This is a genomic window from Reyranella sp. (assembly GCF_965249915.1).
GTDB lineage: Bacteria > Pseudomonadota > Alphaproteobacteria > Reyranellales > Reyranellaceae > Reyranella.
The window spans coordinates 2,939,517-2,964,283 of the sequence record NZ_OZ252257.1; the positions used below are offsets into that span (position 1 = coordinate 2,939,517).

At 67.3% G+C, this 24,767-nt stretch carries 22 protein-coding genes; 7 read left to right on the forward strand and 15 right to left on the reverse strand.

Going from position 1 to position 24,767, the window contains the following annotated elements:
• The first annotated feature begins 24 nt into the window (after positions 1-24).
• Complete coding sequence (locus ACP15H_RS14505; RefSeq protein WP_425066886.1) at positions 25-564, forward strand: chlorite dismutase family protein; 540 nt, start codon at positions 25-27, stop codon at positions 562-564.
• Between the two features lie 14 nt (positions 565-578).
• On the opposite strand, the gene ACP15H_RS14510 is transcribed toward ACP15H_RS14505, so the two are convergent.
• Both ACP15H_RS14510 and ACP15H_RS14515 read right to left on the reverse strand, forming a co-directional pair.
• Positions 579-1,637, reverse strand: coding sequence for a M48 family metallopeptidase (locus ACP15H_RS14510; RefSeq protein ID WP_425066887.1), 1,059 nt, complete (start codon positions 1,635-1,637; stop codon positions 579-581).
• A 2-nt stretch (positions 1,638-1,639) separates the two neighbouring features.
• The gene (locus ACP15H_RS14515) at positions 1,640-2,854 is read right to left on the reverse strand and encodes a YjgN family protein (protein ID WP_425066888.1); all 1,215 of its coding nucleotides are present in this window, start codon (positions 2,852-2,854) and stop codon (positions 1,640-1,642) included.
• A gap of 104 nt (positions 2,855-2,958) precedes the next feature.
• Between ACP15H_RS14515 and ACP15H_RS14520 the strand changes: the two genes are divergently transcribed.
• A complete protein-coding gene (locus ACP15H_RS14520) occupies positions 2,959-4,938 on the forward strand; it encodes a methylmalonyl-CoA mutase family protein (RefSeq protein ID WP_425066889.1) in 1,980 nt (659 codons plus the stop codon).
• A 52-nt stretch (positions 4,939-4,990) separates the two neighbouring features.
• On the opposite strand, the gene nikR is transcribed toward ACP15H_RS14520, so the two are convergent.
• The 11 genes from nikR to ACP15H_RS14575 form a co-directional block, all read right to left on the reverse strand.
• A complete protein-coding gene (gene nikR / locus ACP15H_RS14525) occupies positions 4,991-5,467 on the reverse strand; it encodes a nickel-responsive transcriptional regulator NikR (RefSeq protein WP_425066890.1) in 477 nt (158 codons plus the stop codon).
• A gap of 46 nt (positions 5,468-5,513) precedes the next feature.
• Positions 5,514-6,905, reverse strand: coding sequence for a PepSY-associated TM helix domain-containing protein (locus ACP15H_RS14530; RefSeq protein ID WP_425066891.1), 1,392 nt, complete (start codon positions 6,903-6,905; stop codon positions 5,514-5,516).
• A 38-nt stretch (positions 6,906-6,943) separates the two neighbouring features.
• Positions 6,944-7,360, reverse strand: coding sequence for an ExbD/TolR family protein (locus ACP15H_RS14535; RefSeq protein WP_422012007.1), 417 nt, complete (start codon positions 7,358-7,360; stop codon positions 6,944-6,946).
• Positions 7,361-7,372: 12 nt separating this feature from the next.
• Complete coding sequence (locus ACP15H_RS14540) at positions 7,373-8,104, reverse strand: MotA/TolQ/ExbB proton channel family protein (protein WP_425065852.1); 732 nt, start codon at positions 8,102-8,104, stop codon at positions 7,373-7,375.
• 11 nt (positions 8,105-8,115) lie between these two features.
• Positions 8,116-8,910: an energy transducer TonB gene (locus tag ACP15H_RS14545; protein ID WP_425066892.1), complete on the reverse strand. Its 795-nt coding sequence runs from the start codon at positions 8,908-8,910 to the stop codon at positions 8,116-8,118.
• A complete protein-coding gene (locus tag ACP15H_RS14550) occupies positions 8,911-9,387 on the reverse strand; it encodes a copper chaperone PCu(A)C (protein WP_425066893.1) in 477 nt (158 codons plus the stop codon).
• Positions 9,388-9,492: 105 nt separating this feature from the next.
• Positions 9,493-11,571, reverse strand: a complete 2,079-nt coding sequence (locus tag ACP15H_RS14555) for a TonB-dependent receptor family protein (protein WP_425066894.1) — start codon at positions 11,569-11,571, stop codon at positions 9,493-9,495.
• Between the two features lie 69 nt (positions 11,572-11,640).
• Positions 11,641-12,084 (reverse strand): DUF2946 family protein, encoded by a 444-nt coding sequence (locus ACP15H_RS14560; RefSeq protein WP_425066895.1) that lies wholly within the window; start codon positions 12,082-12,084, stop codon positions 11,641-11,643.
• A gap of 12 nt (positions 12,085-12,096) precedes the next feature.
• On the reverse strand, positions 12,097-12,954 hold the full coding sequence (locus tag ACP15H_RS14565; RefSeq protein ID WP_425066896.1) for a DJ-1/PfpI family protein: 858 nt from the start codon (positions 12,952-12,954) through the stop codon (positions 12,097-12,099).
• A gap of 13 nt (positions 12,955-12,967) precedes the next feature.
• Positions 12,968-15,223, reverse strand: a complete 2,256-nt coding sequence (locus ACP15H_RS14570; RefSeq protein ID WP_425066897.1) for a TonB-dependent siderophore receptor — start codon at positions 15,221-15,223, stop codon at positions 12,968-12,970.
• 223 nt (positions 15,224-15,446) lie between these two features.
• Entirely contained in the window at positions 15,447-15,839 is a 393-nt protein-coding gene (locus ACP15H_RS14575; protein ID WP_425066898.1) for a hypothetical protein, read from the reverse strand.
• Positions 15,840-15,946: 107 nt separating this feature from the next.
• Between ACP15H_RS14575 and ACP15H_RS14580 the strand changes: the two genes are divergently transcribed.
• Positions 15,947-18,082 carry a TonB-dependent receptor gene (locus ACP15H_RS14580; protein WP_425066899.1) on the forward strand — a complete coding sequence of 712 codons (2,136 nt, stop codon included), beginning with the start codon at positions 15,947-15,949 and terminating at the stop codon, positions 18,080-18,082.
• Here the strand turns inward: ACP15H_RS14580 and ACP15H_RS14585 are convergent.
• Positions 18,060-18,440: a hypothetical protein gene (locus ACP15H_RS14585; RefSeq protein ID WP_425066900.1), complete on the reverse strand. Its 381-nt coding sequence runs from the start codon at positions 18,438-18,440 to the stop codon at positions 18,060-18,062. The genes ACP15H_RS14580 and ACP15H_RS14585 overlap by 23 nt on opposite strands.
• Positions 18,441-18,470: 30 nt before the next feature.
• Here ACP15H_RS14585 and ACP15H_RS14590 point away from each other — a divergent pair, with 30 nt between their 5' ends.
• Entirely contained in the window at positions 18,471-19,358 is an 888-nt protein-coding gene (locus tag ACP15H_RS14590; RefSeq protein ID WP_425066901.1) for a DUF4743 domain-containing protein, read from the forward strand.
• Positions 19,359-19,392: 34 nt separating this feature from the next.
• On the opposite strand, the gene ACP15H_RS14595 is transcribed toward ACP15H_RS14590, so the two are convergent.
• Positions 19,393-20,376 (reverse strand): Bug family tripartite tricarboxylate transporter substrate binding protein, encoded by a 984-nt coding sequence (locus tag ACP15H_RS14595; protein WP_425066902.1) that lies wholly within the window; start codon positions 20,374-20,376, stop codon positions 19,393-19,395.
• 129 nt (positions 20,377-20,505) lie between these two features.
• On the opposite strand from ACP15H_RS14595, the gene ACP15H_RS14600 reads away from it, so the two are divergent.
• The 3 genes from ACP15H_RS14600 to ACP15H_RS14610 are packed head-to-tail and all read left to right on the forward strand — an operon-like array spanning position 20,506 to position 24,740.
• Positions 20,506-21,912: a tetratricopeptide repeat protein gene (locus ACP15H_RS14600; protein WP_425066903.1), complete on the forward strand. Its 1,407-nt coding sequence runs from the start codon at positions 20,506-20,508 to the stop codon at positions 21,910-21,912.
• Entirely contained in the window at positions 21,909-23,318 is a 1,410-nt protein-coding gene (locus tag ACP15H_RS14605) for an amidase (protein WP_425066904.1), read from the forward strand. The genes ACP15H_RS14600 and ACP15H_RS14605 overlap by 4 nt, the downstream gene beginning before the upstream one ends.
• On the forward strand, positions 23,319-24,740 hold the full coding sequence (locus ACP15H_RS14610) for an amidase (RefSeq protein ID WP_425066905.1): 1,422 nt from the start codon (positions 23,319-23,321) through the stop codon (positions 24,738-24,740). It begins immediately after the preceding gene.
• Positions 24,741-24,767 lie beyond the last annotated feature (27 nt).

Here is a 24,767-nt window from a genome sequence, read left to right on the forward strand (position 1 = left end):
CGCGCGTCTTGCTAGGATGCACTCATGCCGCCGCCCTTCACCGTCACCTTCTCCGCCGGCGACGCCGGCCCCTGGCGCATCGAGCGTCTGTCCGCCATTTGCGGTCCCGGCCTTGCCGCCGCGACGCATCTCGCCCCGACGGACCTCCCCGGCGCCGCGTGGCGGCTGCGCGGCGTCGTCAGCCATCCGCGCTATTCGACGGCGGCCGAACTGAAGGAACTGGCCGGCGTGCAGGCCGGGCTCGGCCGCAGCGAAGCCACGTGCGCGGCGCTGATCCCGATCCGCAAGTCCGAAGCCTGGTGGTCGATGGCCCAGGACGAGCGCCGGACGATCTTCGAGGACAGGTCACGTCACATCGCCCTGTCGATGAAATACCTGCCGGCGGTGGCGCGCCGCCTCCACCATGCCCGCGACCTCGGCGAACCCTTCGACTTCCTCACCTGGTTCGAGTTCGCGCCCGAGCACGAGGCGGCGTTCGACGCCCTCCTGGCCGAGCTGCGCGCGAGCGAGGAATGGAAGTACGTGGAGCGCGAGGTGGAAATCAGGCTGACGCGAACGGGCTGAGCGCGGACGATCGGTTATTTGCAGACGTTCCGGAGCGCCTGCCATTCGGCCGTCGTGAAGGGCAGCTTGCCGTTGGGCGGGCGCTTGGTCGCGGTGATGCGCTCCTGCGTGGGCGGATGGCTCGACCAGATGCCGGCGGCGCTGGCGGCATCGTCGGGCTTCTCCTTCATCATCTTCTCGAAGAACGTCGAAACGCCGTCGGCCCGCAGGCCACGTTGCTCGAGCAGGTGCACGCCGGTCTCGTCCGCCTCCCGCTCGAAGGCGCGGCCGTTGCGCATGGCCAGCAATGTGGTACCGCCGCTGCCGACCGTGGTCAGGACATCGGAGTAACCGCCGGTCAGCAGCTTGATCAGCATGTCGATGCCGAAAGCGCGCACCACGCCCTTGGTCGGATGAAAATGCACGACATGGCCGATTTCGTGCGCCAGCACGCCGGCGACCTGCGTGCTGCTCGCGTCGTCGATCAGCGCCGAATAGAAAACGAGGATCCCGCCCGGCAGCGTGAAGGCGTTGACGAGCTTGCCCTTCACCACGTGCACCGTGACCTCGTGCGGGTAGCCCGCTTCCTTGGCCAGATCGTTGGCCAGGCGGTTGATCGCGGCGAGGCCCGCGGTGCCGGTGCAGACCTCCTCATCGGCCGTGATCTCGTCGAGCACGGTCTCGCCCAGCTTCACCTGCCACGAGTAAGGCAGCAGCGGCGCGGCATAGCCGGTGCCATACTCGACCACGCTCCAGAACAGGCCGACCAGCGCGACGATCGCCAGCGAATAGGCGCCGAGGCGTGGCGCGACCTTCACCGGTTCGAGCGCCAGCGGCTTCAGCGCCGGCACCAGCGACACCAGCTGCGCCCGCCAGGCCGGATCCTCGACGACCAGCCGCGCCTCGCTGCCGCGCAGCGCCAGCGGCGGCACGGCCTCATGGTGCGAATCGCCCAGCACGAACATGTCGGCGACCGGCCAGCGCGCCAGGAGGCTGGAGTCTTCCGAACGGGAGATGAGCAGCTCATGGCTGGTGACCTTCAAGGTCACTTCCTGAACGTCCGCCGTGACGCCGTCATAGTAGCGGGCGGCCATCGTCAGACCCCGCTCACGTCGAACATGTCGAGCAGGCCCTCGCCATAGGTCGGGCCGAGGTCGGCCGGCTGCCGGATTTCACCGCCCTGGGGTGCGCCATAGATCCAGAGCTGGCCGGCGATCAGCTTCATCGTGCGGTGCATCACCCACGGCCAGCCGAGGCCCAGGGTCAGCAGCACGATCAGGTAGTTCAGGACCAGAAACCCCCACATCTGCCAGGTCGAGATGGCCGTGGCGAACAGCACGTTGCCGGCGCGGGAATGGGTCACGAGGTAGCGCATCAGATAGGCCTGCCACCAGCAGCGCAGCGGCAGGATGAGCAGGCCGAACAGGATATAGGCGCCGAAGGCAATGAGCAGCACCACGGCCACGGTGCGCAGGTTTGGATGGGCGAACAGCTTCAGGAAGTCGTCGGAGGAAAAACCGAGACTCTTGAGTGTGCCGCCGACCGCCATGAAGGTGACGACGGCCGCGGCGACCCAGGCCGCGATGTTCAGGAAATAGTAGCCGAGATAGCGGCCATAGATGTCGCCCGCCCGTCCGGCGAAGGTAAATCCCTGGGTGCCGACCCGCGTGTTGACGATGCGCGGGCGCGCCAGGTTCACCGACATGACCGGTGTCAGCAGGTAGCCGGTCATGGCATTGGCGAATTGCAGGAAGGTCGCGGTGGCACCGTAGGCCCAGGCCGAGCCCGCCATGCCGCAACGGATGCCGCGCCAGCGCGTGCGCGAGAGTTTGTAGCGCAGGCCGGCATAGTGGCCGACATAGGCCAGCGGAAAGCCGATCAGCACGACCGACAGCGAGAACAGGTCGAACAGGCCGAAGGTGGCGAACGGCTTCTGGTGGAAGACGTACAGCCACACCAGGTACATGAGGCCGGACCAGGCCGCGACCAGCAACAGCGCCAGCAGGAAACCGATCATCAGCTCGCGGCCGCGGCCGCGATACTCGAACCGGTCGCCCAGCACCGAGAGATGGTTCCAGACATAGCGGCGGATGCGGGTGCGGCCCCAGAAGCGGGACCAGCCCAACGTCACCAGCATCATCGCGAGATGACGCAGGTAGATGGCGTAGAGCTCGCCCAGCTTCCCGTCATAGACCGGCCGGCTGGGGGTCAGGTCGGGACTCCAGGGCGTTCCGGGGGCGGCTGTGGGGCTCGAGGGTCCCGGCGGCGTCTGGCCGGCCGTCTGACCCCAGGGGGAAGAAGCGTCGCTCAAATCCCCTCTTTTCCCTTCCGCCGCGTTGCAAAATCTTCGATGCTGCGACGCAGCATGATCTGGTGTACCCAAGTCTACGTCAACAGCACTGCGAATCGCCACACATGACAATCCCGAACCGCGACAAGCCCTGGCTCATTCGCACTTATGCCGGCCACTCCACGGCCGAGAAGTCGAACGAGCTCTACCGCACCAACCTCGCGCGCGGCCAGACCGGCCTCAGCGTCGCCTTCGATCTGCCGACGCAGACCGGCTACGACAGCGACCATGTGCTGGCCAAGGGCGAGGTCGGTAAGGTGGGCGTGCCGATTTCGCATCTCGGCGACATGCGCACCCTGTTCGACGGCATCCCGCTCGACCGGATGAACACGTCGATGACGATCAACGCGCCGGCCGCCTGGCTGCTCTCGCTGTACATCGCGACCGCCGAGGCGCAGGGCGTCGACCGGTCGAAGCTGCAGGGCACGACCCAGAACGACATCATCAAGGAATACCTCTCGCGCGGGACCTACATCTTCCCGCCCGAACCGTCGCTGAGACTGACGGCCGACACGATCGGCTTCACCTATCGCGAGGTTCCCAAGTGGAACCCGATGAACGTCTGCAGCTATCACCTCCAGGAGGCCGGCGCGACGCCGGTGCAGGAGCTGGCCTTCGCGCTGGTCAACGCCATCGCCGTGCTCGACGCGGTGAAGGCGCGCGGCCAGGTGCCGGACGCCGACTTTCCCAAGGTGGTGGGCCGGATCTCCTTCTTCGTGAATGCCGGCATCCGCTTCATCACCGAGATGTGCAAGATGCGGGCGTTCGCCGAGATGTGGGAAGACATCACACTCAACCGCTATGGCATCGCCGATCCCAAGCAGCGCCTGTTCCGTTACGGCGTGCAGGTGAACTCGCTCGGCCTCACCGAGCAGCAGCCCGAGAACAACGTCTATCGCATCCTGCTCGAGATGCTGGCCGTGGTGATGAGCAAGAACGCCCGCGCCCGCTCGGTGCAGTTGCCGGCGTGGAACGAGGCGCTCGGCCTGCCCCGCCCGTGGGACCAGCAATGGTCGCTGCGCCTGCAGCAGATCGTGGCCTTCGAGACCGACCTGCTCGAATACGGCGACATCTTCGACGGCAGCAAGGAGATCGCGGCCCGGGTCGAGGCGCTGAAGCAGGAGGCGCTGGCCGAGATGGGCCGCATCGCCGACATGGGCGGCGCCGTGGCGGCCATCGAGGCCGCCTACATGAAGCAGCGCCTGGTCGAATCCAACCTGAAGCGCCTCGCCGCCATCGAATCGGGCGAGCAGACCGTGGTCGGCGTCAACGCCTACACCGAGGGGGCGCCCTCGCCGCTCGGTGGCGGGCAGGAATCGATCATGACGGTCGACGATTCGGTCGAGCGCGGCCAGATCGAGCGGCTGAACGCCTGGCGGGCGACGCGTGACGGTGCGGCGGTGAAGGCCGCCCTCGCCGAGCTGGTCGCCGCGACCAAGGAAGACCGCAACGTCATGCCGGCGTCGATCGACTGCGCCAAGGCCGGCGTCACCACCGGCGAATGGACCGAGGCGCTGCGCGGCGTGTTCGGCGAGTATCGCGCCCCCACCGGCGTGGCACGTGCTGCGGGCGTCACCGACGGCCGCCTCGAAGCGACGCGCCGCGAGGTCGATGCGGTCTCGCGCCGCCTCGGCCGCCGCATCAAGATGCTGGTCGGCAAGCCCGGCCTCGACGGCCATTCCAACGGCGCCGAGCAGATCGCCGTGCGCGCCCGCGACTGCGGCATGGAAGTCGTCTACGAGGGCATCCGCCTCACACCCGAGCGCATCGTCAACGCCGCACTCGAGGAGAGCGTGCACGTCGTGGGTCTGTCGATCCTGTCGGGCGGCCACGTCTCGCTGGTCGGCGACGTGCTGAAGGGAATGCGCGAAGCCGGCATCGGCGACGTGCCGGTCGTGGTCGGCGGCATCATCCCGCCCGCCGACGCCGAAGCCCTGATCGCCGCCGGCGTGTCCCGTGTCTACACGCCCAAGGACTTCGACCTCACGCAGATCATGCGCGACGTGGTGGCCGTGGTCGACAAGGCGTGGAAGGAAGCGGCCTGATCGGTCTCCTCTCCCCCGTCAGGAGGAGAGGCTGGGTGAAGGGGTTTCGCACTTACGCGTGAATGTGGTCGTGGCCGCCGCCGCCCCGGCCGCCGTGACTATGGCGCTTGCTGTCGAGTTCAGCCGGGACGAGATGGAGCTGGCCGTGGCGCACGCCACGCTGGCTCACCGTCTCGTCGGCCATCGCGCGCACCGCCTTGACCGGTCCCCGGAGCACCGACACTTCCAGGCACGAATCGTGGTCGAGATGGACATGCAGGGTGGCCACCTGCAGATCGTGATGCTTGTGCTGGGCCTGGGTGAGCCGCCGTCCGAGATCGCGCGTCTCGTGATCGTAGACATAGGCGAGCGTGGCGATGCAGAAGCCCTCCTCCTTGCCGGCAGGACCGGCATCGAGTGCCTCGCGCGCCGCCGCGTCGCGCAGGATGTCGCGCAAGGCCTCTGAGCGGCTGGCATAGCGGTGCTTCTTCATATGGCGATCGAGCGTCGCCAGGAGATCGTCGTCGACCGACAGGGTGACCCGCTGCATCTCACAAACCTCCGCTTCGCGACCTGTCGCGCCGGAGGTCATGATATCAGGCAGGCTTCCCACGATGCACCAACAGACGTTCGAGCCCGAGCAGCAGCAGGACCGAAGCGCCGAAGATCGGCAGCAGGAGGCACATCGCCGCCGCGGTGGCGACCAGCCCCCGCGGCCACCGCAGCGCGACCTTGCGCGGAACGCCCAGGCTGCCCCGCGGCCGGCGCATCCACCACGAGGCGATTCCGGAAACGGTGAGCCAGACGAGCGACAGGGCGAAGGCCGTGTTCATCCAGAGATTCCACAGGCCAAAGTCACCCTGGTGGACATGGATGCCGAAGCCCACCATCCGCGGGATCACCGGCTGGTCGGCGCGCAGCGCATCGCGGGTCACCTCGCCCGTCTTCGGGTTTCCGAGGATCACGCGGTCGGCGGACGGCGGACCGTTGCGATTGCTAATGTAGAGTGGCGCGCCCGGCCACGGCGCCAGTCGCACGCTGAGCGCCTGGCTGATGCCGCGGGCCCGTGCCTCGGCGACGAGATCGTCGATCGGCTTCTGTGCCGCCTCCATCTGTCGCGCCGAGGCGCCGCCCGGCGAGAAGCCGGCGGTGCCCTTCTGATTGAGCGCCGTCTGCACCCGCGACAGGACCTCGCCGCCCCAGAAAGCTGTCCAAGGCAGGGCGCTGATCAGGAAGAAAAGGAACACCGCGGAGAAGAGGACGGCGACGATGGCGTGCAGGTCGCGCACCGCCATGCGAGCGCCCCGGTCGAAGCGCGGTCGCAGGGCGGCGAGGAAGCCGCGTTGTCGCGGCCACCAGAGATAAAGGCCCGAGAGGATCATGAAGATCGCCCAGCCATCCGCCAGTTCGAGCAGCCAGCTCCCCGGCTTGCCCAGCGGCCAGCCTCCGTGCAGGGCCTTGGTCAGGCCCGGCAGCCACTGGCTTCCCGTCAACGAGCCCAGCACCCGCCCGCTATAGGGGTCGACGAAGATCGGATACGGCAGGCCGTTCTCGTTCAGCATCATGACCTGGGTGCTGCGGCGCGGATCGTCGGACAGGATGATCTCCTGCACCGGCGGCCCGCCCCGCTCCGTCATCGCGCCGTGGTCATGAGCGGCACCGCCGCCGCCATGGCTGTGCCCGCCGCTCACCTTGGCGGCGAATTCCTTGGGCGCCGCCTCGAGCGCCGCGGCGAGCTGGACGCTGGGCGGCACGGGCGTCGCGCCCGGCTGGACGAAACGCAGTTCGGGATGGGCCTGGTCCATCCACCATTCGGCCCAGAGATAGATCGTGCCCGTCGTGCTCTGCCAGAGCACGAACGGGATCACGAGGAGCGCCGCCAGCAGGTGCCAGCGCCAGAGCCGTGCGTACAGGCGGCCGGCGGGCTGCTCCCCCGATGCACCGGCAGAAGCGACGTGCTTCGCTGGACCCGCAACATAGTCGGACATGGTTCCTCACACGGGAATAGGAGATGTGACGGCCGGGCTCAGCGCGCCGGTTCGCTGACGAAAGCGATCTTGGAGAGGCCGCCCTTGGAAGCGTCGGCCAGGGTCTCGGAGACGTAGCGGTATGGCACGGTGGCGTCGGCGCGGAGATAGACTTCGGGCTGCGGCCGCTTGCGGCCGGCCTCGACGAACTTCTCCATCGCTTCCTCGCGCGTCACCCGCTCGCCGCCCCAGAACAGCGAGCCCTGCGCGTCGATCGCGAACTCGATCTTCTCGGGCTTCTGCAGGTCGGCGTTGGCCGTCGCCTTGGGCAGGTCGAGCTTCACCACGTTGGTGAGCAGCGGCGCCGTCACGATGAAGATCACCAGCAGCACCAGCACCACGTCGATCAGCGGCACCATGTTGATCTCGGCCATCGGCTGGGACGAGGTCTTGCGTTCGAAGCTTCCGAATGCCATTGCCCGTCTCCCTCAGGTCACGGCCGCGAGCGGAACGCTGCCCGGCTTGCGGCCGGCCTGCAGCGCACGGCCCATCGACAGGAAGGTCAGCAGCTCGAAGGCGAAGGCGTCGAGCTTGGCCGTCAGCACGCGGTTGGAGCGGGTCAGCCAGTTGTAGCCCATGACCGCCGGCAGGGCGACCGCGAGGCCGATGCCGGTCATGATCAGCGCCTCGCCCACCGGGCCCGCCACCTTGTCGAGCATGCCCGAGCCCGACATGCCGATCGCCACCAGCGCGTGATAGACGCCCCACACCGTGCCGAACAGGCCCACGAACGGCGCCGTGGCGCCGATCGTCGCCAGCATGGTGAGCCCGTTCTCCAGCGAGGTCGTCTCTTCGTCGAGCACCTTCTTGATGGTGCGCGTCAGGAACTCGGTCTCGCTGCCCGCCTCCTCGAGCTTGGCCGCGCCGAACTTCGCGTGATGGGCCTGGGCGTGCAGCGAATGCGCCGTGAGATGGCCGAACGGCTCGCGCACGCCGTGGACGCTGAGTTCGTTCTGCACCTGCTCGAGCGAGGTGGCGCTCCAGAAGAAGTTCAGGAACCGTCGGCTGCGCCCCTGGCGGATGACCTGCCCGATCCCCTTGTAGATGATCAGGTACCAGGAGATCGCCGACATCACCGCCAGTACGCCCAGCAGGATCTTCGCGACGATGTCCGCCTGCGCGATGAAATGGCCGAAGCCCAGGGCCGATGTGTCGCCCATGCGATACTCTCCTACTGCAACACGAATTTGATCGGGACGTGGACCCAGACCGCCTGCGCCAGGCCGCCTTCCACATAGGGTCGGAACTGCGCCGCGCGGACGGCGCTCAGCGCCGCCTGGTCGAGATCGGCATGGCCCGAGGAGGACATCAGCGAGACCTGGGCCGGCCGGCCGGTCACGTCGACCAGCACGCGGATCGTCGCCGTGCCCTGCTCGCCCGCCCGCCGCGCGCGCGCCGGATAGGCCGGATTGGGCTGCACCAGCCAGCCGAGCTGCGCGGCCTGCACCGTGCGCGGGCCGGCCGGCGCCGCGGGCGCAGCCTGCTGCGGGCCGGCCTCGACCGGAGCCGCCGGACGCGCCGGCTGCGGCTTGCGCTGCACAGGCTTCGGCTCGGGCGGCTTGGGCTTGGGCTCGACCTTCTCCGGCGGTTTGAACTCGGGCGGCGGCGGCTCGTCCGGCGGCGGCAGCTCGACCTTGGCCAGCGGGAACTCCGGCGGCGGCAGGTCGGGCGGCGGCGGCTCGACGATGGTCGCCAGCTCCGGCGGCGGCGGCTTCAGCTCGACCGGTGGTGGCGGCTCGGACTCCTCGATCTCCGGCTGACCCGGCTCCTCGGCCGGCACCATCCGCACCTCCATCGGCGCGATGTCGCCCACCACCAGCTTCACCGGCTCGACCTGCGTCAGCGCCCAGCCTCCTCCCACATGGAAGAAGATCACCAGCGCGAGAATCCCCCGCCGCGCCGCCGTCGACAGCGGTTCTGCGAGGGCGCCGGGTGGCGCTGAAGGGTCGAGCCGCACGACGGACACCTATCGCATCTGGTGTCCGGTGCCGGCGGCACCCATGGCCTCGACCTTGAAGTCCACGTCGATGCTTCCCGCCTTCTCGAAGACGAGCGTCACGGGAACCTTGGCGTCCTTCGCAAGCGGAGCCTTCAGGTCCATGAACATGATGTGGAAACCGCCGGGCTTCAGCGTCACCGTCGCCCCCGGCGGAATCTCGAGACCGTTCGCGAGTTCGCGCATCCGCATGACCTGGCCGTCCATCTTCATTTCGTGGATCTCGACCTTGAGCGATGCCGGGCTGCGGGCGGCCATGAGGCGGTCGGCCGTCGTGCCCTTGTTGGTGATCGTCACGAAGCCGCCGCCGCTCTTGGCGGTGGGAGCGGTGGCGCGGGTCCAGGGCGTCGCGATCTCCAGCGAACCCAGCGTGTAGTCCTGAGCCGATGCAGGAGCTGCCAAGGGCAGCACCAGCAGTGCACAAATCGCAATTCGACGTCCAATCATCTGATTTCTCCCATGGATGAATTTCTGCACGAGGCCGCGGCAGACCGCTCTCCCGCCGCCACATGAAGATCCGTGTCGAGGTCTTCGTTCAGGTCGGTTCCCGCTTCAGAATCGCGCCTGGATTCCGGCGTAGATCGTCGCGCCCTCGCCCGGATTGTAGAGCTGGCTCGCCGCGTTGGCGGTGTTGGTCACACCGACATTCGACACGTACATCTGGTTCGTGAGGTTGCGGGCATCGACGAAGAATTCGAGCCCCTTGAAGCCCGTGTATCCGGCCTTGACGCCGAGCAGCGCATAGGGCGACGTCATGAAGGCGGGATTGTTGACGTTGTCGACGTAGTAACCCTGCGGCACCCATTCGACATTCGGGCCGATATAGAACCCGCCCGGCGTGGCGTAGCGCGCCTCCGCCCGGATGTAATAGGGCGGCGCCCCCGGCAGCTGGTTGTTGCCGTAGGTCGGGTTGTTGTCGAAGCGGTAGTCGCCGACGGTCAGTGCCATGCGGGCGGTCAGGCGGTCGCCCTTCTCGCCCTGCCAGGCCGTGCCGTTCAGTCCGAGTTCGATGCCCTGATGGATCGCGTTCGGGATGTTGATGGCGATGGCCGAACCGCCGAAGCCCGGCACCACGAGGAGCTGCAGCTCGTTCTTGACCCACGACCGATAGATCGAAAGATCCCAGCCTAACTGGCCGCCAATCGTGCCGCGCGTGCCGATTTCCGCGGTCCACGAGGTCTGCGGCGCCAGCGGTGCGAAACCGGGCGCGACGCTCGGGTTCAGCTCGGCCCACGCCGGCGGCTCCGAGGCCCGCGAGACGTTGGCAAAGAACTGGAGGCCCGGACGCGGCTCCCAGAGCGCGCCGATCTTCGGGTTCACTTCGAAATAGGCCGCCGATCCCGAGTCGTTGCCGTTTGCCAGGTAGTTGTCGATCAGCACGCGGGTCTGCCAGTTGAGCTGCAGGCCGGTGACGACCGAGACTTCGGGGGTCACGTAGAACCAGTTCTCGCCGTAGACCTCGATGCTGGTCGAGTTCTCGGTGTTGTCGTTGGTCAACGCACCGGGCACTCCGAAGCTGTTGGCGAACTGCTTGTTGCGGTTGGTCCCGGCGAAGTAATTGATGCCGAGGACGAAGTCGTTGCGATGCCCCGCCACGGAGCGGCTGCCCTTGTATTGCCCTGTCAGCCCCCAATCGAGGAGGTTGTTGTCCACGACCGCGAAGGTGAGCGGATGGAACAGGTACTTGGACTTCACGAAGCCCTGCAGGGTGAGCGCGTCCTCGCCAATGTCGATGACGGTGGTGTTGGCGAAGCGGAACGAATCGACGTCGCGCCGGGTGTTCTGCAGCACGTTGGCGAGCGGTCCCTGCTGCGGATCGGTCAGATATTGCTGCTGGGTCAGCGAGCCGGGAATCTGGTTGCGGACCTGGTTGCCCGACAGGAAGAAGCGCGTTTCCGCGTTCGAGCCGATCTGCGCGCCGACATTGCCGTTCACCCTCTGAAGGCTCTGGTTGGTGTGCTGGCGAAAGCCGTTGCCGCTCAGGTTGGTGAAGGACAGCCAGGCGTCCCACGGTCCCTCGTTGAAGCCGGCCGCGGCCTGCTGTCCGAAGGTCTGGTAGCTGCCGCCGTAGACGCGCGCGGCGAATCCGGGATTGCTGCGCCCGGTGGGTGAAACGAAGTTGATCGCACCGCCCAACGTCGCCGCGCCGTAGCGCAGCGCATTGGCGCCCTTGTAGACCTCGATATACTGCTGGGCGAGCGGGTCGATCTCATGGAAATCGCCGCTGCCATCGGCCTGGTTGATCGGCGTCCCGTCCTGCAGGAGGCGGACGCCGCGCAGGTGGAAGTTGCGCGACAGGCCGGACCCGCGGATGACGAGCTTGGAATCCTCCTGGCCATACTTGCTCTGCACCCAGACGCCCGGCGTGTAGTCGAGCATGTCCTTCATGGTGGTGGCGCGACCGTCGAGATAGCGCGTCGCCGGCACGACTTCGACGCCGCCGGGCGTCTTGTTGATCTGCTCCTCGGCCTGTTTGACAGATGGCACGGTGAGCGACGCGGTGGGCGCGGTGACGGTAATGGGCGGCATGCTGGGCGCCTGGCTCTGTGCCAGTTCTTCGGCGCGAAGGATCGAGGGCACGAAGGCGAGCCCTATGGAGGCGACGACGGTCGCCCTGAGAGTCGAAGACATGAAGCTTCCTTGAATGGCTGACGCGAAGCAGCGCACATGCCGAGGGCATGCACGTTGCGAGACGGGAGGTCAGTCGTTCGGAAGCGGAGGAGCTCGGGGTTGGTTGGGCCCATCGCGGATGGCGCCGGTCGACGGATGATGATGCGCCGTGTGGACGCGCGGCGCCGCTTCGGCGACCTCGATCTCGATCGAGGCCCCCGATGGCAGCGCCTGCGCCGGTGCGTGCGCGAGGCCGAAGCAGCAATCGTGGACCTTGGCGTTCGCCGGCCCCTGCGACTCGCCCTCGCCCGTGTCGCCATTGGGCTGACACAGGGCTCCCCAAAGCGCGGTGGCGGCCTCGAGGCCGCCCATGCGCAGCATGACCGCGTGGGAGAGAGGCTGGAAGACGGCGAGCGTGATCGCGAACAACGCTGCCGTCAGCGCGATCGAGCGCAAACGGGAAAACGGCAGCATTGCGGTCATGCTGTACTTTAGCCGGCTTGTCTGTTGCAGCTCAAGCTGCTTGGCCGACAAGTGCCTGCGTCATCACAGCCTCCCGAACCTGGCGAAGGCAGTACGGCCCGCCTTCTCGGCTTCAGCGACGAAATCGGTGAACATGCCTTCGATCATCGCCCTGACTTCTGCAGGGGCGCTTTCGGGCGTGCCTGCCGCGTAGGGCGGTTTGGGATCGTACTCCGCCATGAGCTGGACGCCCTCCGCATACTCCCGGTCCCGCAGATGTCCAACGAGGGTCAGTCCGAAATCGATCCCCGCCGTCACGCCCCCACCCGTGATCCTGTTGCGGTCGACCACGACCCTTTCGCCCGCGAGGCTGGCGCCGAAGATCGGCAGAATTCCCCTGGTTGCCCAGTGCGACGTCGCCCTGTATCCGGCGAGCAGCCCGGCCGCCCCGAGGAGCAGCGAACCGGTGCAGACCGACGTGACGTACTTCGCCCGGCTGCCGCGGTCCTTCAGGAAGAGCATCGTCGCCTCGTCCGCCATCGCCGCGAGCGTACCGCTGGAACCACCCGGCACGCAGATGATGTCGAGGTCGCTCGGACATTCGTCGAAGGTCATGGAAGGCATCACGGAAAGACCGGTGTCGCATTGCACCGGATCGCGCGTCTTGGCGACGAGATGCACCTTCGCGCCCATCAGGCTCGTCAGCATGTGATGCGGACCGACCATGTCGAGCGCCGTGAATTGCGGATAGATCAGGAAGGCGATCTGCTCCGAGCCCATCCAATGGGCGGGCATGGACGACATGTCGTGAGGCGACCCGTTTGCGGCTCCGGGCGACGGCTCACCGCCGCCCGTCTGTTGCGCCAGGAGATCGCTGGGCGAATGAGCGACCGCCGCGGCAACGGCGGCCGCGGCGGAGAACTGACGGCGTGTCAAAGACATTGCGAGCCTCCCGTCAGAACTTGAAGGCCAGTTGGCCATAGACCGAGAGCGGCGCTCCCGGGGCCACCTGTCCGCCGAGCCAGCTGTACGGAACGAAGTACTGGTTGTTCGTCAGGTTCTTGGCCGAAAGAACGGCACGGAACTTCTCGTTCTCGTAGCCGATCTTCGCATCGACCGTATAGTAGCCCGCCGTCTGCCAGAGATTGGTCGCATCCACGTACTGGTTCGAGGCCGCATAGACGCCGGCGCCCAGGCTGAACCCCGGCGCGACGCTCTCGTCGAACTGGTAGTTCAGCCAGAAGCGACCCGAATGCTCCGGGACGAAGGGCAGCCGGTAGCCCGCCGGAATGCCGGCCCCGGCGGGGTCGGCGAAGAAGGCACTCGTGTAACCGTAGCTCGCCAGCACGCTCCAGTTGCGATTGGGCTGGTAGAGGAAGTCGGCTTCGAAGCCGCGCGATGTCTGCTGGGTGAGGGCGGCGGAAAAGGCCGTCAACCGCACCGGGACGTTCGTGCGCTCGATCTGGAAGAGCGCCACCGTCCCGGTGAGGGTATCGTTGATGTTGAGCTTCACGCCAGCCTCGTACTGCGTGGAAAACTCGGGCGCCGGCTGGGCGAATGTCTGCGAGAACGGTACCCACTTCATACCCTGGGAATAGCTGCCGTACAGCGATAGCCCCTTGACCAGATCGACGACAATTCCGGCGCGGGGAAGCAGCCGGGTCGCCTGCGTCACGCGCGTCACCATGGCGCCGCTCGCAAACTCGTTATAGGTCATGTCGATCGACGCCAGGCGGGCCCCGGCCAGAACATGGAAGCGCTCGTTGATCGTCGACTGCAGCTGCGCGTAGAAGCCCGTCGTCAAGTAGGTGTTGTTGAAGTTGAAGAACGAAGCACCTTCTCCCTTTCCCGGCACAGGGAAGGTATAGGGCGTTGTGAACGACGGATTCTGCAGGTTGGCGAGGGAGGGCGTGCAGCCGAACCCGATCAGAAAGCAGACGTTGCCATTCGTGTCGACGTTCATGTACCCCCAGTCGCGGACGCGGCTGAAGTCGCCACCGATCAGCAGCGTGTTCTTCGTCGACTCCGTCGAGAACTTCGCCTGAACCGTCGGGTTGATGCTGATCTCCTGCTGCTGGTCGTACACCTCGATGTTGTTGACATCGAAGGTCGACGGCGGAAACAACGGCGTGCCCCCGGTTCCCGTGGCGTCGAGGAAGGCGCTTTGGGAGTTCTGCTGCATCTCCGAGGCGCTCCACCGCGCCTTGACGTTGACCGACCAGACATCGTCGATGCGATGATCCAATGTTCCGGTTACGCCATACAGCTTCGAGTAGCTCGGCATGATATTGGGATTGCCGAAGTACAGGTTGCGGTTGACGGTGTAGTCTCCAGTGACCGTGCCGCTGACCGGCAGGCCGGGATAAGCCTGCTGGTAGGCCTGCGACACAAAACCCTGGAGCGTCAGGGTCGTGTCCGTCTTGTTGGTCAGCGTGAGCGTCGGATTGACGCTGAAGCGGCGGGAATTCAGAACGTCGATGTAGCTACTGCTCCCGGTATACTCGGAGGTGAAGCGGAACAGCACCGTCTTCTCGTCGTTCAGGGGTTGGTTCACGTCGATGTAGGGGTTGGCGTACCAGTAGCTGCCGAACGTCGTGCCCACCTGATACTTTGCCGTGTCGGTCGGCATCTTCGAGACGACGTTGAGCACGCCGCCGACCGGCGCACCGGCGCCGCCGCCATAGACGACGGCGCTGGGGCCCTTCAGGATCTCGACGCGCTCGACATTCACCAGCCCATCGCGGTCGCCCGCGCTGAACAGGTTGCCGGCAAAGCCGTCGGTCCAGAGTTCCGCGCCGAACCCCCTGATCCTCACCGGGGTCTGCTCGACATTGCCAATCATCCGTGTGTCGACGGGCTGCACGTTGCTGGCGTTCCTGACCGCGTCGCTGAGCGTTATCGAGAGCTGGCTGTCGATCAGGGAGCGCGTGATGACGTTGATGTTCTGGGGCAGCTGCTCGATCGGGGTCGAGGTCCTGGTGGAAGACTTGGCCGTCAGCGCGCGAAGTCCCTGGACCGGACCGGCCGTCGTATTCTCGACCGGCACACCCGTGCCTTGAACGAGCACCGGCGGAAATTCGACGGGCGTCCCCGAAGGCTTGTCGCTCGTCTGCGCAAGCGCCGGCATCGCGAGGATCATCAGTCCGGGAGCAAGAAGAGGACGGGCCGAGAGGCAGCGTCTCAGATAGCGGCGCATCGCGCTACGGGGCATGGGAGTTCACCTTGAATTGGATTGATGGATGAGCCGCACGGGCTAGCGCCCCGCAGTGCGGGAACATGATCGGAGGGGCTGGGAGGGTGACCGCCGAACAGACGGCAGGCCTCACCGGGACGATCATCGATCGTCCTGAGAATCGCCGGCATAGGCACTCCCTCGAATGGCTGACGCGATACAACACGCGCGCCAGCGGGCGCGCGTGTTGCAAGGATTGAAGTCAGTCGTTCAGAAGTGGTGGAGCTCGAGGCTGGTTGGGCCCGTCACGAATGGCGCCGGTCGAGGGATGATGGTGCGCCGGGTGGACGCCCGGGGCCGCCTCGGTGACCTCGACCTCGATCGAGGCGCCGGATGGCAGCGCCTGTGCCGGTGCATGGGACAGTCCGAAGCAGCAATCGTGGACCTTGGCATTCACCGGTCCCTGTGACTCGCCCTCGCCCGTGTCGGCATTGGGCTGGCAGAGAGCACCCCACAGGGCGGTGGCCGCCTCCAGGCCGCCCATCCGCAGCATGACCGCGTGGGAAAGGGGCTGAAAGATTGCGAGGGTGATCGCGAACAGCGCCACCGTCAGCGCCATCGAGCGCAAACGTGAGACCGGCTGTTTTGCAATCATGGCAAAGTTTAGGCAGGCGCCCGAACAAACTCAAGGCAGCAAGACGGCGGCCGCGCTCGATCACCTGCATTGCGGCACTGGTACGAAGTATGCAAAATATCGGAATAATGCATACGAAGGCCTCCGCGCTGTGGGCGGTGATCTTGTTCTGGCCCGCCATCGGAGTCGCACAGACCACGTCCCAGCCCCCGCCCCTGGCGCCCGGACAGGGACCCTCCGGTCCGGCGGCGCCAGATCCCACGGCGCAGGGCTATACCGGCGCCTCGACCGCCCTCCCCGCCATCACCGTCACCGCACCGCGCGCGCTGGAGGCCGAGCCGACCGATTCGGCCAGCGAACGGCGCGTCTCGGGCGAGACGCTGAACACGCGGCCGATCTCGCGGCCCGGCGAGATGCTGGAAGCGGTCCCCGGCCTGATCGTTTCCCAACACAGCGGCGAGGGCAAAGCCAACCAGTACTTCCTGCGCGGCATGAACCTCGACCACGGCACCGATCTCGCCATCTGGCTGGACGGCATGCCGGTCAACATGCGCACGCACGGGCACGGCCAGGGCTATGCCGACCTGAATTTCCTGATTCCCGAACTGGTCGACCAGATGGTCATCAAGAAAGGCCCCTACTATGCCGAGGAGAGCGACTTCGCCTCGGCAGGCTCGCTGCGCCTGTCCTATGCCAACCGGCTGGAGAATGCCGTCGTGCTGGCGACCGGCGGCAGCTTCGGCTACTGGCGCGCCCTGGCTGCGGGCTCGATGGCAGCCGGCAACGGCACGCTGACGGCGGCCGGCGAGATCGTGACCTATAACGGCCCGTGGCAGGTCGGCGACGACCTGAAGAAGTTCAACGCCTTCCTGCGCTACGCCGAAGGCGACACGGCCAACGGGCTGGCCATCACCGCCCTCGCCTACACCAATTCCTGGCACTCGACCGACCAGATCCCGGCGCGGGCGGTGGCCGACGGCAGCCTCGGACGCTATGGCGCCGTCGACCAGACCGACGGCGGCGACGCCCAGCGCTATTCGCTGTCGATGCGCTGGAGCCGCAGCGACGAGCGCACCGCGTCGAAGGTCGAGGCCTACGGCATCTATTCGACGCTGAACCTCTACAACAACTTCACCTACTTCCTCGACGATCCGGTGAACGGCGACCAGTTCCAGCAGACCGACAAGCGGATGATCCTGGGCCTCAACGCCAGCCATCTCATGCGCCATTCGCTGGCGGGCTTCGCCTCGGAGACCACGGTCGGCACGCAGATCCGCTACGACAATATCGGCGTCGGCCTGTTCAACACCCGGCAGCGCACGCCGTTCAACACGATCCGCTACGACCAGGTGAACGAAACCAGCCTCGCCCTCTACGCCAAGAACACGCTGCAATGGACCGACTGGCTGCGCTCGATCCTCGGCGTCCGCGGCGACTGGTTCATGGGCTCCGTCGCCTCCGACACCGCGGCGAACTCCGGCGGCGTCTCGGCCTTCCTGGCCAGCCCCAAGGCCAGCCTCATCTTCGGCCCGTTCGACAGGACCGAGTTCTTCGTGAATGCGGGCCTCGGCTATCACAGCAACGACCTGCGCGGCGCCACCATCACCGTCGATCCCAACGACAAGACCACACCGGTCGCCTCGGTGCCGCTGCTGGTGCGCTCGCGCGGCGCCGAGGTCGGCGTGCGCACCCAGGCGATCAAGGGGCTCGACTCAGCGCTCGCCGTCTTCGTGCTCGATTTCAATTCCGAGCTGCTGTTCGTGGGCGATGCCGGCACCACCGAGGCCAGCCGTCCGAGCCGCCGCATCGGCTTCGAATGGACCAACCAGTACCGGCCGGTGCCGTGGGCGCTGCTCGACCTCGACCTCGCCTATACCCAGGCGCGCTTCACCAACCCCGATCCGGCCGGCGACTTCATCCCCGGCGCGCCCTCCTTCATCGCCTCGGCCGGCATCACACTCGGCGCCGATACCGGCTGGTTCGGCGCGGTGCGCTGGCGATACTTCGGGGCGCGGCCGCTGATCGAGGATGCGAGCGTGATGTCGGCCCCGACCTCGATCATCAATGCGCGCCTGGGCTACGTGTTCGAGAGCGGACTCAAGCTCCAGGTCGATGCCTTCAACCTGCTGAACACGCAGGCCAGCCAGATCGACTACTACTATACGTCGCGCCTGCCCAACGAAGGCCCGGACGGCGTGGCCGACCGCCACTTCCACCCGGTCGAGCCGCTGGCCGTGCGCTTCACGATGGCCAAGGCGTTCTGACCAGCGTCGCCGTCGCGTGCAGCATGGGCTCGACGACGGCGTGGCTGAACAGCCAGGTTTCGGCATGGACCGAATCGCCGTCGCGGCGGATCACCCGCGATAGGGAAATCACGTCGGCGGCCTGGGCGGGCCGCAGCACCGTCACGTTGAGATGCGACACGCGCGCGTCGAGGCCCGCGGCGGCGCGCAGCGAGGTGTCGACCAGCGACAGCAGCGCAGCCGTCGTCCAGCCAGCCCCGGCCATTGGCGAAAAGCGCAGCCGCACGTCCTGGTCCTGGCATTCTTCGACGAACACGTCGTGGCGGTCGGCGGCGGGCAGCACGGCTTCGAGCCGCGCCTGAAGTTCGTCTTCGGTCATCGGCCGCAGTCTATGCTATCTCCCCGCCCCATGTCCTTTCTCGATCACATCCGCCGCTGCAACAACGCCGACCTCACCCAGTTCGAGCCGTGGTTCATAGGCGAGCATCGGACGGGCTTCATCCATCGCGACTTCGCCTCGGAGGTCGTGCAGGGCTCCGGCCTGTTCGAACGCCGCGACGGGGCCTGGCATCTCGATCCTCGCCTCGATACGCCGGCGAAGCGCACGGCGGAGGTGCGGGCATTCCTTCTCTCCCTGCGCGCGGCAGGCCACTTCAAGGGCCTGTGGCGCGAGGAGGAGTACGCCGTGGCGCCGCAGGAAGGCGCGCCCTTCCTGATGGCGATGGAGCGCTCGGCCGTGCCGTGGTTCGGCGTGCGCGCCGGCGGCCCGCACATGACGGGTTATGTCCGCCGCACCGACGGGCTGCACATCTGGGTGCCACGCCGCTCCTACGACAAGCCCACCTTCCCCGGCCAGCTCGACAACACGGTCGCCGGCGGCCAGCCCGCGGGCCTCGGCCTGCACGAGAACCTGGTCAAGGAATGCGGCGAGGAAGCCTCGATCCCGCCCGAGCTTGCGCGGCAGGCCAAGGCGGTGAGCGTCGTCGGTTACTGGAACCAGTCGGGCCGGCAGTTGAAGCCCGACGTGATGACCTGCTTCGATCTCGAACTGCCGCACGATTTCACCCCGCGCGCCAACGACGGCGAGGTCCACTCGTTCGAACTGTGGCCGGTGCAGCGGGTGTTCGAGACCGTGCGCGACACCGCCGAATTCAAATACAACTGCAATCTCGTCCTGATCGACTTCTTCGTGCGCCACGGCCTGCTATCAGCCGACGATCCGGCGTTCATCCCCATCGTCGCCGGCCTGCGGAGACTGTCGGCTCCCTGCAAGGACGCCGACGTCCGAGACACGTAGTTCCTGGGCTGCGCTCCGTCGGGCGCGTCACGGATCACGCCGGCGGCGCGATCTTTGCCTCTTCGATGACCTTGCGCCACTTCACCGTCTCGGCGGCGAGGCGCCTGCCGTAGTCGGCGGCGCTGCCACCCACCAGCACGAAACCGAGCTCGACGAGCTTCTTGGCCGTCGCGGGATCGGCCAGCACTTCGTTGAAGTCGGCGTTGAGCCTCGCGACGATCGGCTCGGGCGTGCCGCCGGGCGCCATCACCCCGAAGAACACCGCGCCCGTGAGATCGGCGGGCAGGCCGACCTCCGCGACCGTCGGCACGTCGGGAAGCATCGGCACACGCTTGGCCGCCGCGACGACCAGGCCGCGCAGCCTACCGTCCTTCACCGCGAGGCCGCCCGGCAGCAGCGTGTCGGAGAACAGCATGACGTGGCCACCCAGCACGTCCTTCAGGGCGTCGGCACTGCCCTTGTAGCCGATATGCTCGAGCTTGATGCCGGTCGCCATCTTGAGCTGCTCGCCCCACAGGTGCGGCATGCTGGCGTTGCCGGCCGAGGCGTAGGGGATCGGCGCGGTCTGCGCTTTCGCCCAGGCGATGAATTCGGCCATCGTCTTGTAGGGTGCGTTGGGATTGCAGGCGAGCAGCAGCGGCATGTCGACATAGCTGCAGACCGGCGCCAGATCCTTCACCGGATCGTAGGGCAGCTTCAGGCCGAACGAGGTGTTGGTGGCAACCGGAGCCGCCGCCAGCAGGAGCGTGTAGCCGTCGGGCTTGGCCTTGGCGACGATCTCGGTGGCGATGATCGTGCCCCCGCCCGGCTTGTTTTCGACCAGCACCTGCTGGCCGTACTTGTTCGTCAGATACTCCGCCGCCACGCGCGCGGACGTGTCGGTCGCGCCGCCCGGCGCGTAGGGCACCACGAAGCGGATCGGCTTGTCGGGATACGCCTGGGCCCGCGCGATGGAGGGCGCGAGACCCGATGCGAGCGTGAGGGCGGCGGCCGAGCCCAGCAGGTGGCGGCGTTTCATTTTCTGCTCCCTTGGAATTTTCGTCTTTGTTGGTGCGGAGTATCTGCGACGCCCCGAGGAAGAGCTAGCCCCTCGACCAGCCGCGGTGCGGCATGCGAAGCTGATCCTGCGCAAATTCAAGAGGGTCGAGTGGCGAGGGACGGGCAAGGGTTGGAGCTGGGCAATGCCGACGAGGGTGCGGTGGCCGCACTGGATTTCGTCAGGCAGGAATGGCTGGGCTTCGGCAAGCGCTTCGCCGACTTCATCGCCGCCGCGGACGCCGAAGAAAAATGCCCGATGCTGCCGCTGGTCGCGGCGAGCCTCTTCCTCTCGATGTACTCGCCCGACGGTCATGCTGCCGCGACGCGCCACCTCGCCCGCGCGCAGAAGATGACGGCGGGCGCGAGCCCCCGCGAATTCGCCTGGCTCGGCGCCATCGAATTCTGGGTTGGAGGAGACACCGACCGCAGCCTGCAACAGTTCCGCCGGATCGTGGCCGAATGGCCGCGCGACCTGCTGGCCGGCAAGCTGGCGCAGCTGCTGGCCTTCAACCGCGGCGAGGCCGAGACGCTGCTCGAGGTCGGCGAGAAGCTCCTTGCCGCCAACCCGGACAATCGCTTCGTCTGGGGCATGTATGCGTTCGGACTCGAAGAGTGCAATCGCCTCGACGAGGCCGAGGCCGCGGCACGCAAGGGACTGGCGCTCGACCGCAACGACCCATGGGCGCATCACGCCATCGCCCACTGCCTGGAGGCGCGCGGCCGCATGCTGGAGGGCGTCGCCTTCCTGAATTCCGTGTCCGACACCTGGAGCGACTGCAACTCCTTCATGCAGACGCACAACTGGTGGCACCTGGCACTTTTCCTGATCGACCTCGACCGCACCGACGAGGCGCTGGCGCTCCACGACGAGCGCGTGTGGGGCGTCTGGAAGGAGTTCTGCGAGGACCAGGCCAATGCCGTGTCTCTGCTGGCACGGCTCGAACTGCGTGGCGTCGATGTCGGTGGACGCTGGGCCGACCTCGCGACCTATCTGAAGCCGCGGCTGCGCGAACACCTCTCCGCCTTCCACGACGTCCACTATCTCTACGGGCTGGCGCGGGCCGGCGAGCGCAGCGCCGTCACCGAGATGCTGGCGAGCCTCGAAGATCGCGCCGCGCGCGCGAAGCCCTTCGAGCGTGAGCTCTGGGCCGATTGCGTGGTGCCGCTGGCGCATGGTCTGGCCGCCCACGCCGCGGGCGACATGCCGGCTGCGGCGCGGCTGATGGGGCAGGCGATGCCGTACTTGCGCGGCCTCGGCGGCTCGATCGCGCAACGCGCTCTGTTCGGCGCCCTCCATCTCGATGCGCTGAGCCGCGCCGGCTGGAACGACGCCGCACTCGCGATCGTGCAGGCCGACGATCGCGAGCGGCCCGGCGTGGCCGCGACCAAGCGCGCCCTGGCCGCGCTCTATCACCAGGTCGGCCGCACCGAACAGGCGCTCGCCGCCGAATACCAGGCCGAACAACTCGCCCGCCAGTATCGCGAAGCGGCGACCCGAACGGGAGAAGCGGCATGACGACGGATCTCACGCAGGCGAGCGCCGCCCAGCTCGGCAGGCTCTACCGCAAGGGCAAGGCCTCCCCCGTCGAGACGATGAAGGCCGTGCTGGCGCGCGCCGACCGGCTCGCGACGACGATCAACGCGCTCTGCCATGTCGACGCGAAAGCGGCCTTGAGCGCGGCGCGCGCTTCGGAGAAGCGCTGGAAGAAGGGCGAGCCGCTCTCAGCCCTCGACGGCGTGCCCGTCTCGATCAAGGAGCTGGTGCGGGTCAAGGGCTGGCCCGCCTCGATGGGCAGCAAGCTCACCGACAAGTCACCGGTCGATGCCGATGCACCGGCGGTGGCGCGGCTGCGCGAGGCCGGCGCGATCGTCTTCGCCCAGAGCACCAGCTCGGAATACGGCCACAAGGGCGTGACCGATTCGCCCCTGCACGGCATCACGCGCAATCCCTGGAACACCGGCATGACGCCGGGCGGCTCGTCGGGCGGCGCCGGTGCTGCGGTCGCGGCGGGCCTGGGTCCGATCGCCATCGGCACCGACGGCGGCGGCTCGGTGCGTATCCCCGCGAGCTTCAGCGGGCTGATCGGCCTCAAGGCCACCTTCGGCCGCGTGCCGGCCTGGCCGCCGTCGATGACCGGCGACCTGTCGAACACCGGCCCTATGGCACGGACCGCGCTCGACGCCGCGCTGATGATGAACGTCCTCGCCCAGCCCGATCCGCGCGACGGCTACGCCCTGCCCCCGGACGACACCGACTACACGAAGAAGCTCACGAACCTGCCGAAGAAGCTGAAGATCGGCTTCGCGCTGCGTTTCGGCGACCATCCGCTCGACATCGAGGTCGCCGCGATGGTGACCAAGGCCGCCCGCGACTTCGAGGCGCTGGGCTGCACGGTCGAGGAGGTCGAAGCGCCCTTCTCCTTCGGCGAGGCGGGCCGCGCCTTCGTGATCCACTGGCTCTCGGCGCTGCAGCGCCTGCTGCAACTCTTCCCCGAGGCGCGCCACGGCGAGTTCGATCCCAGCCTGATGGCCGGCGCGAAAGCGGGCCTGCGCTACAGCCTGCAGGACGTGGTGAACGCGCAGGTGACGCGGCGCGACCTCACGATTGCCTGGAACCTGTTCTTCACCAAGTACGATCTGCTGCTCACACCCACCGTCGCGGTGCAGCCTTTCGAGGCCGGGACCAATCTGCCTCCAGGTCCCGACGGCAAGCCGAACTTCATGTGGTCGCCCTACACGCCGCAGTTCAACCTGACGCGCCATCCCGCGGCGACGGTGCCGTGCGGCCTGTCGCGGCTCGGACTGCCGGTCGGCCTGCAGATTGCTTCGGCGCACTACAAGGACGCGCTGGTCCTGCGCGCCGCCGCCGCCTTTGCCGAAACCCATCCCCTGAAATTCCCTGTCCTTCCGGAGACCAAGTAGATGACTGCCGACCTTGCCATGATGCCGGCCCACGAGCTGGTGAAACTCTTCAAGAGCCGCAAGGCCTCGCCGGTCGAAGCGACCAAGGCCGCACTCGCCCGCATCGATGCCTTCAACGGCCAGCTCAACGCCTTCCAGCATCTCGATCCCGACACCGCGATGCGCCAGGCGCGCGCCTCCGAGAAGCGCTGGAAGAAGGGCGGCAAGCGGCTGTCCGACATCGACGGCGTACCGATCACCATCAAGGACATGGTGCTCACCAAGGGCATGCCGACCCGCATGGGCAGCCTCGCCACCGATCCCGACGGGCCCTTCAACGTCGACGCGCCGGTGGCGCAGCGGCTGCGCGAGGCCGGCACCGTTCTGCTCGGCAAGACGACCTCGCCGGAATACGGCTGGAAGGGCGTCACCGATTCGGGCCTCTACGGCGCCACGCACAATCCCTGGAAGATCGGCCGCACGCCGGGCGGTTCGTCGGGCGGCGGCACGGCGGCCGAGGCGGTCGGCATGGGCAACCTCGCCATCGGCACCGACGGCGCGGGCTCGGTCCGTATCCCCTGCTCCTTCTCCGGCATCTTCGGCCTGAAGCCCACGCAGGCGCGCGTGCCGCTGTGGCCGGTCTCCGCGCAGGGCACGCTCTCGCACATCGGCCCCATGACGCGCACCGTGCGCGACGCGGCGATGATGATGAACGTCATTGCCCGCCCCGACCCGCGCGATCCCTATGGTCGTCCCGACGATGCCGAGGACTATCTCAAGGGCTTCGACAAGGGCGTGAAGGGCCTGCGCATCGCCTATTCGCCGAACCTGGGCTTCGTCGAGCGCGAGAAGATCGATCGCGACGTGGCGGTGGCGGTCGAACAGGCGGTCAAGGTGTTCAAGACCCTGGGCGCCAAGATCGTCGAGGACTCGCCCGACTTCATGGGCATGGACCCGCGCAAGGTGCTGAACGCCCACTGGCAGTCGAACGTCGCCCTGCTGCTCAAGAGCTTCAGCCCCGAGAAGCGCGAGCTGATGGATCCGGGCCTCGTGAAGGCCGCCGAATATGGCGCCGAGCTCGGCCAGGAAGCGGTCGTGACCGCGATCCACCAGCGCCAGGCGATCTCGGCGATCATGAATCAGTTCATGGCCAAGTACGACCTGCTGCTGACGCCCACCATGCCGATGACCGCCTTCGCGGTGAACGAGAATGCGGCCTGGGGCGGCGACGGCGTCGACATCGGCTGGACGCCCTTCACGCTGACCTTCAACCTGACGCGCCAGCCGGCCGCCACCATCCCCTGCGGCCTCGACCGCGAGGGCCTGCCGATCGGCCTGCAGATCGTCGGCGGCCATGCCATGGACGCCCTGGTGCTGCGCGCCGCCGCCGCCTACGAGCGCGTCCGCCCGATCCCGGCACCGCCGATGGCGCACCAGATCTGAGGGCACAAAGAAAATCGCCGGCCTGGG

Excerpts from the sequence above, each read along its gene's own strand:
- ACP15H_RS14505 (WP_425066886.1), top strand. The coding sequence starts at position 25 with ATGCCGCCGCCCTTCACCGTCACCTTCTCCGCCGGCGACGCCGGCCCC.
- ACP15H_RS14510 (WP_425066887.1), bottom strand. The coding sequence starts at position 1,637 with ATGGCCGCCCGCTACTATGACGGCGTCACGGCGGACGTTCAGGAAGTG.
- ACP15H_RS14520 (WP_425066889.1), top strand. The coding sequence starts at position 2,959 with ATGACAATCCCGAACCGCGACAAGCCCTGGCTCATTCGCACTTATGCC.
- nikR (WP_425066890.1), bottom strand. The coding sequence starts at position 5,467 with ATGCAGCGGGTCACCCTGTCGGTCGACGACGATCTCCTGGCGACGCTC.
- ACP15H_RS14530 (WP_425066891.1), bottom strand. The coding sequence starts at position 6,905 with ATGTCCGACTATGTTGCGGGTCCAGCGAAGCACGTCGCTTCTGCCGGT.
- ACP15H_RS14535 (WP_422012007.1), bottom strand. The coding sequence starts at position 7,360 with ATGGCATTCGGAAGCTTCGAACGCAAGACCTCGTCCCAGCCGATGGCC.
- ACP15H_RS14540 (WP_425065852.1), bottom strand. The coding sequence starts at position 8,104 with ATGGGCGACACATCGGCCCTGGGCTTCGGCCATTTCATCGCGCAGGCG.
- ACP15H_RS14550 (WP_425066893.1), bottom strand. The coding sequence starts at position 9,387 with ATGATTGGACGTCGAATTGCGATTTGTGCACTGCTGGTGCTGCCCTTG.
- ACP15H_RS14555 (WP_425066894.1), bottom strand. The coding sequence starts at position 11,571 with ATGTCTTCGACTCTCAGGGCGACCGTCGTCGCCTCCATAGGGCTCGCC.
- ACP15H_RS14565 (WP_425066896.1), bottom strand. The coding sequence starts at position 12,954 with ATGTCTTTGACACGCCGTCAGTTCTCCGCCGCGGCCGCCGTTGCCGCG.
- ACP15H_RS14570 (WP_425066897.1), bottom strand. The coding sequence starts at position 15,223 with ATGCCCCGTAGCGCGATGCGCCGCTATCTGAGACGCTGCCTCTCGGCC.
- ACP15H_RS14575 (WP_425066898.1), bottom strand. The coding sequence starts at position 15,839 with ATGATTGCAAAACAGCCGGTCTCACGTTTGCGCTCGATGGCGCTGACG.
- ACP15H_RS14580 (WP_425066899.1), top strand. The coding sequence starts at position 15,947 with ATGCATACGAAGGCCTCCGCGCTGTGGGCGGTGATCTTGTTCTGGCCC.
- ACP15H_RS14585 (WP_425066900.1), bottom strand. The coding sequence starts at position 18,440 with ATGACCGAAGACGAACTTCAGGCGCGGCTCGAAGCCGTGCTGCCCGCC.
- ACP15H_RS14590 (WP_425066901.1), top strand. The coding sequence starts at position 18,471 with ATGTCCTTTCTCGATCACATCCGCCGCTGCAACAACGCCGACCTCACC.
- ACP15H_RS14595 (WP_425066902.1), bottom strand. The coding sequence starts at position 20,376 with ATGAAACGCCGCCACCTGCTGGGCTCGGCCGCCGCCCTCACGCTCGCA.
- ACP15H_RS14605 (WP_425066904.1), top strand. The coding sequence starts at position 21,909 with ATGACGACGGATCTCACGCAGGCGAGCGCCGCCCAGCTCGGCAGGCTC.
- ACP15H_RS14610 (WP_425066905.1), top strand. The coding sequence starts at position 23,319 with ATGACTGCCGACCTTGCCATGATGCCGGCCCACGAGCTGGTGAAACTC.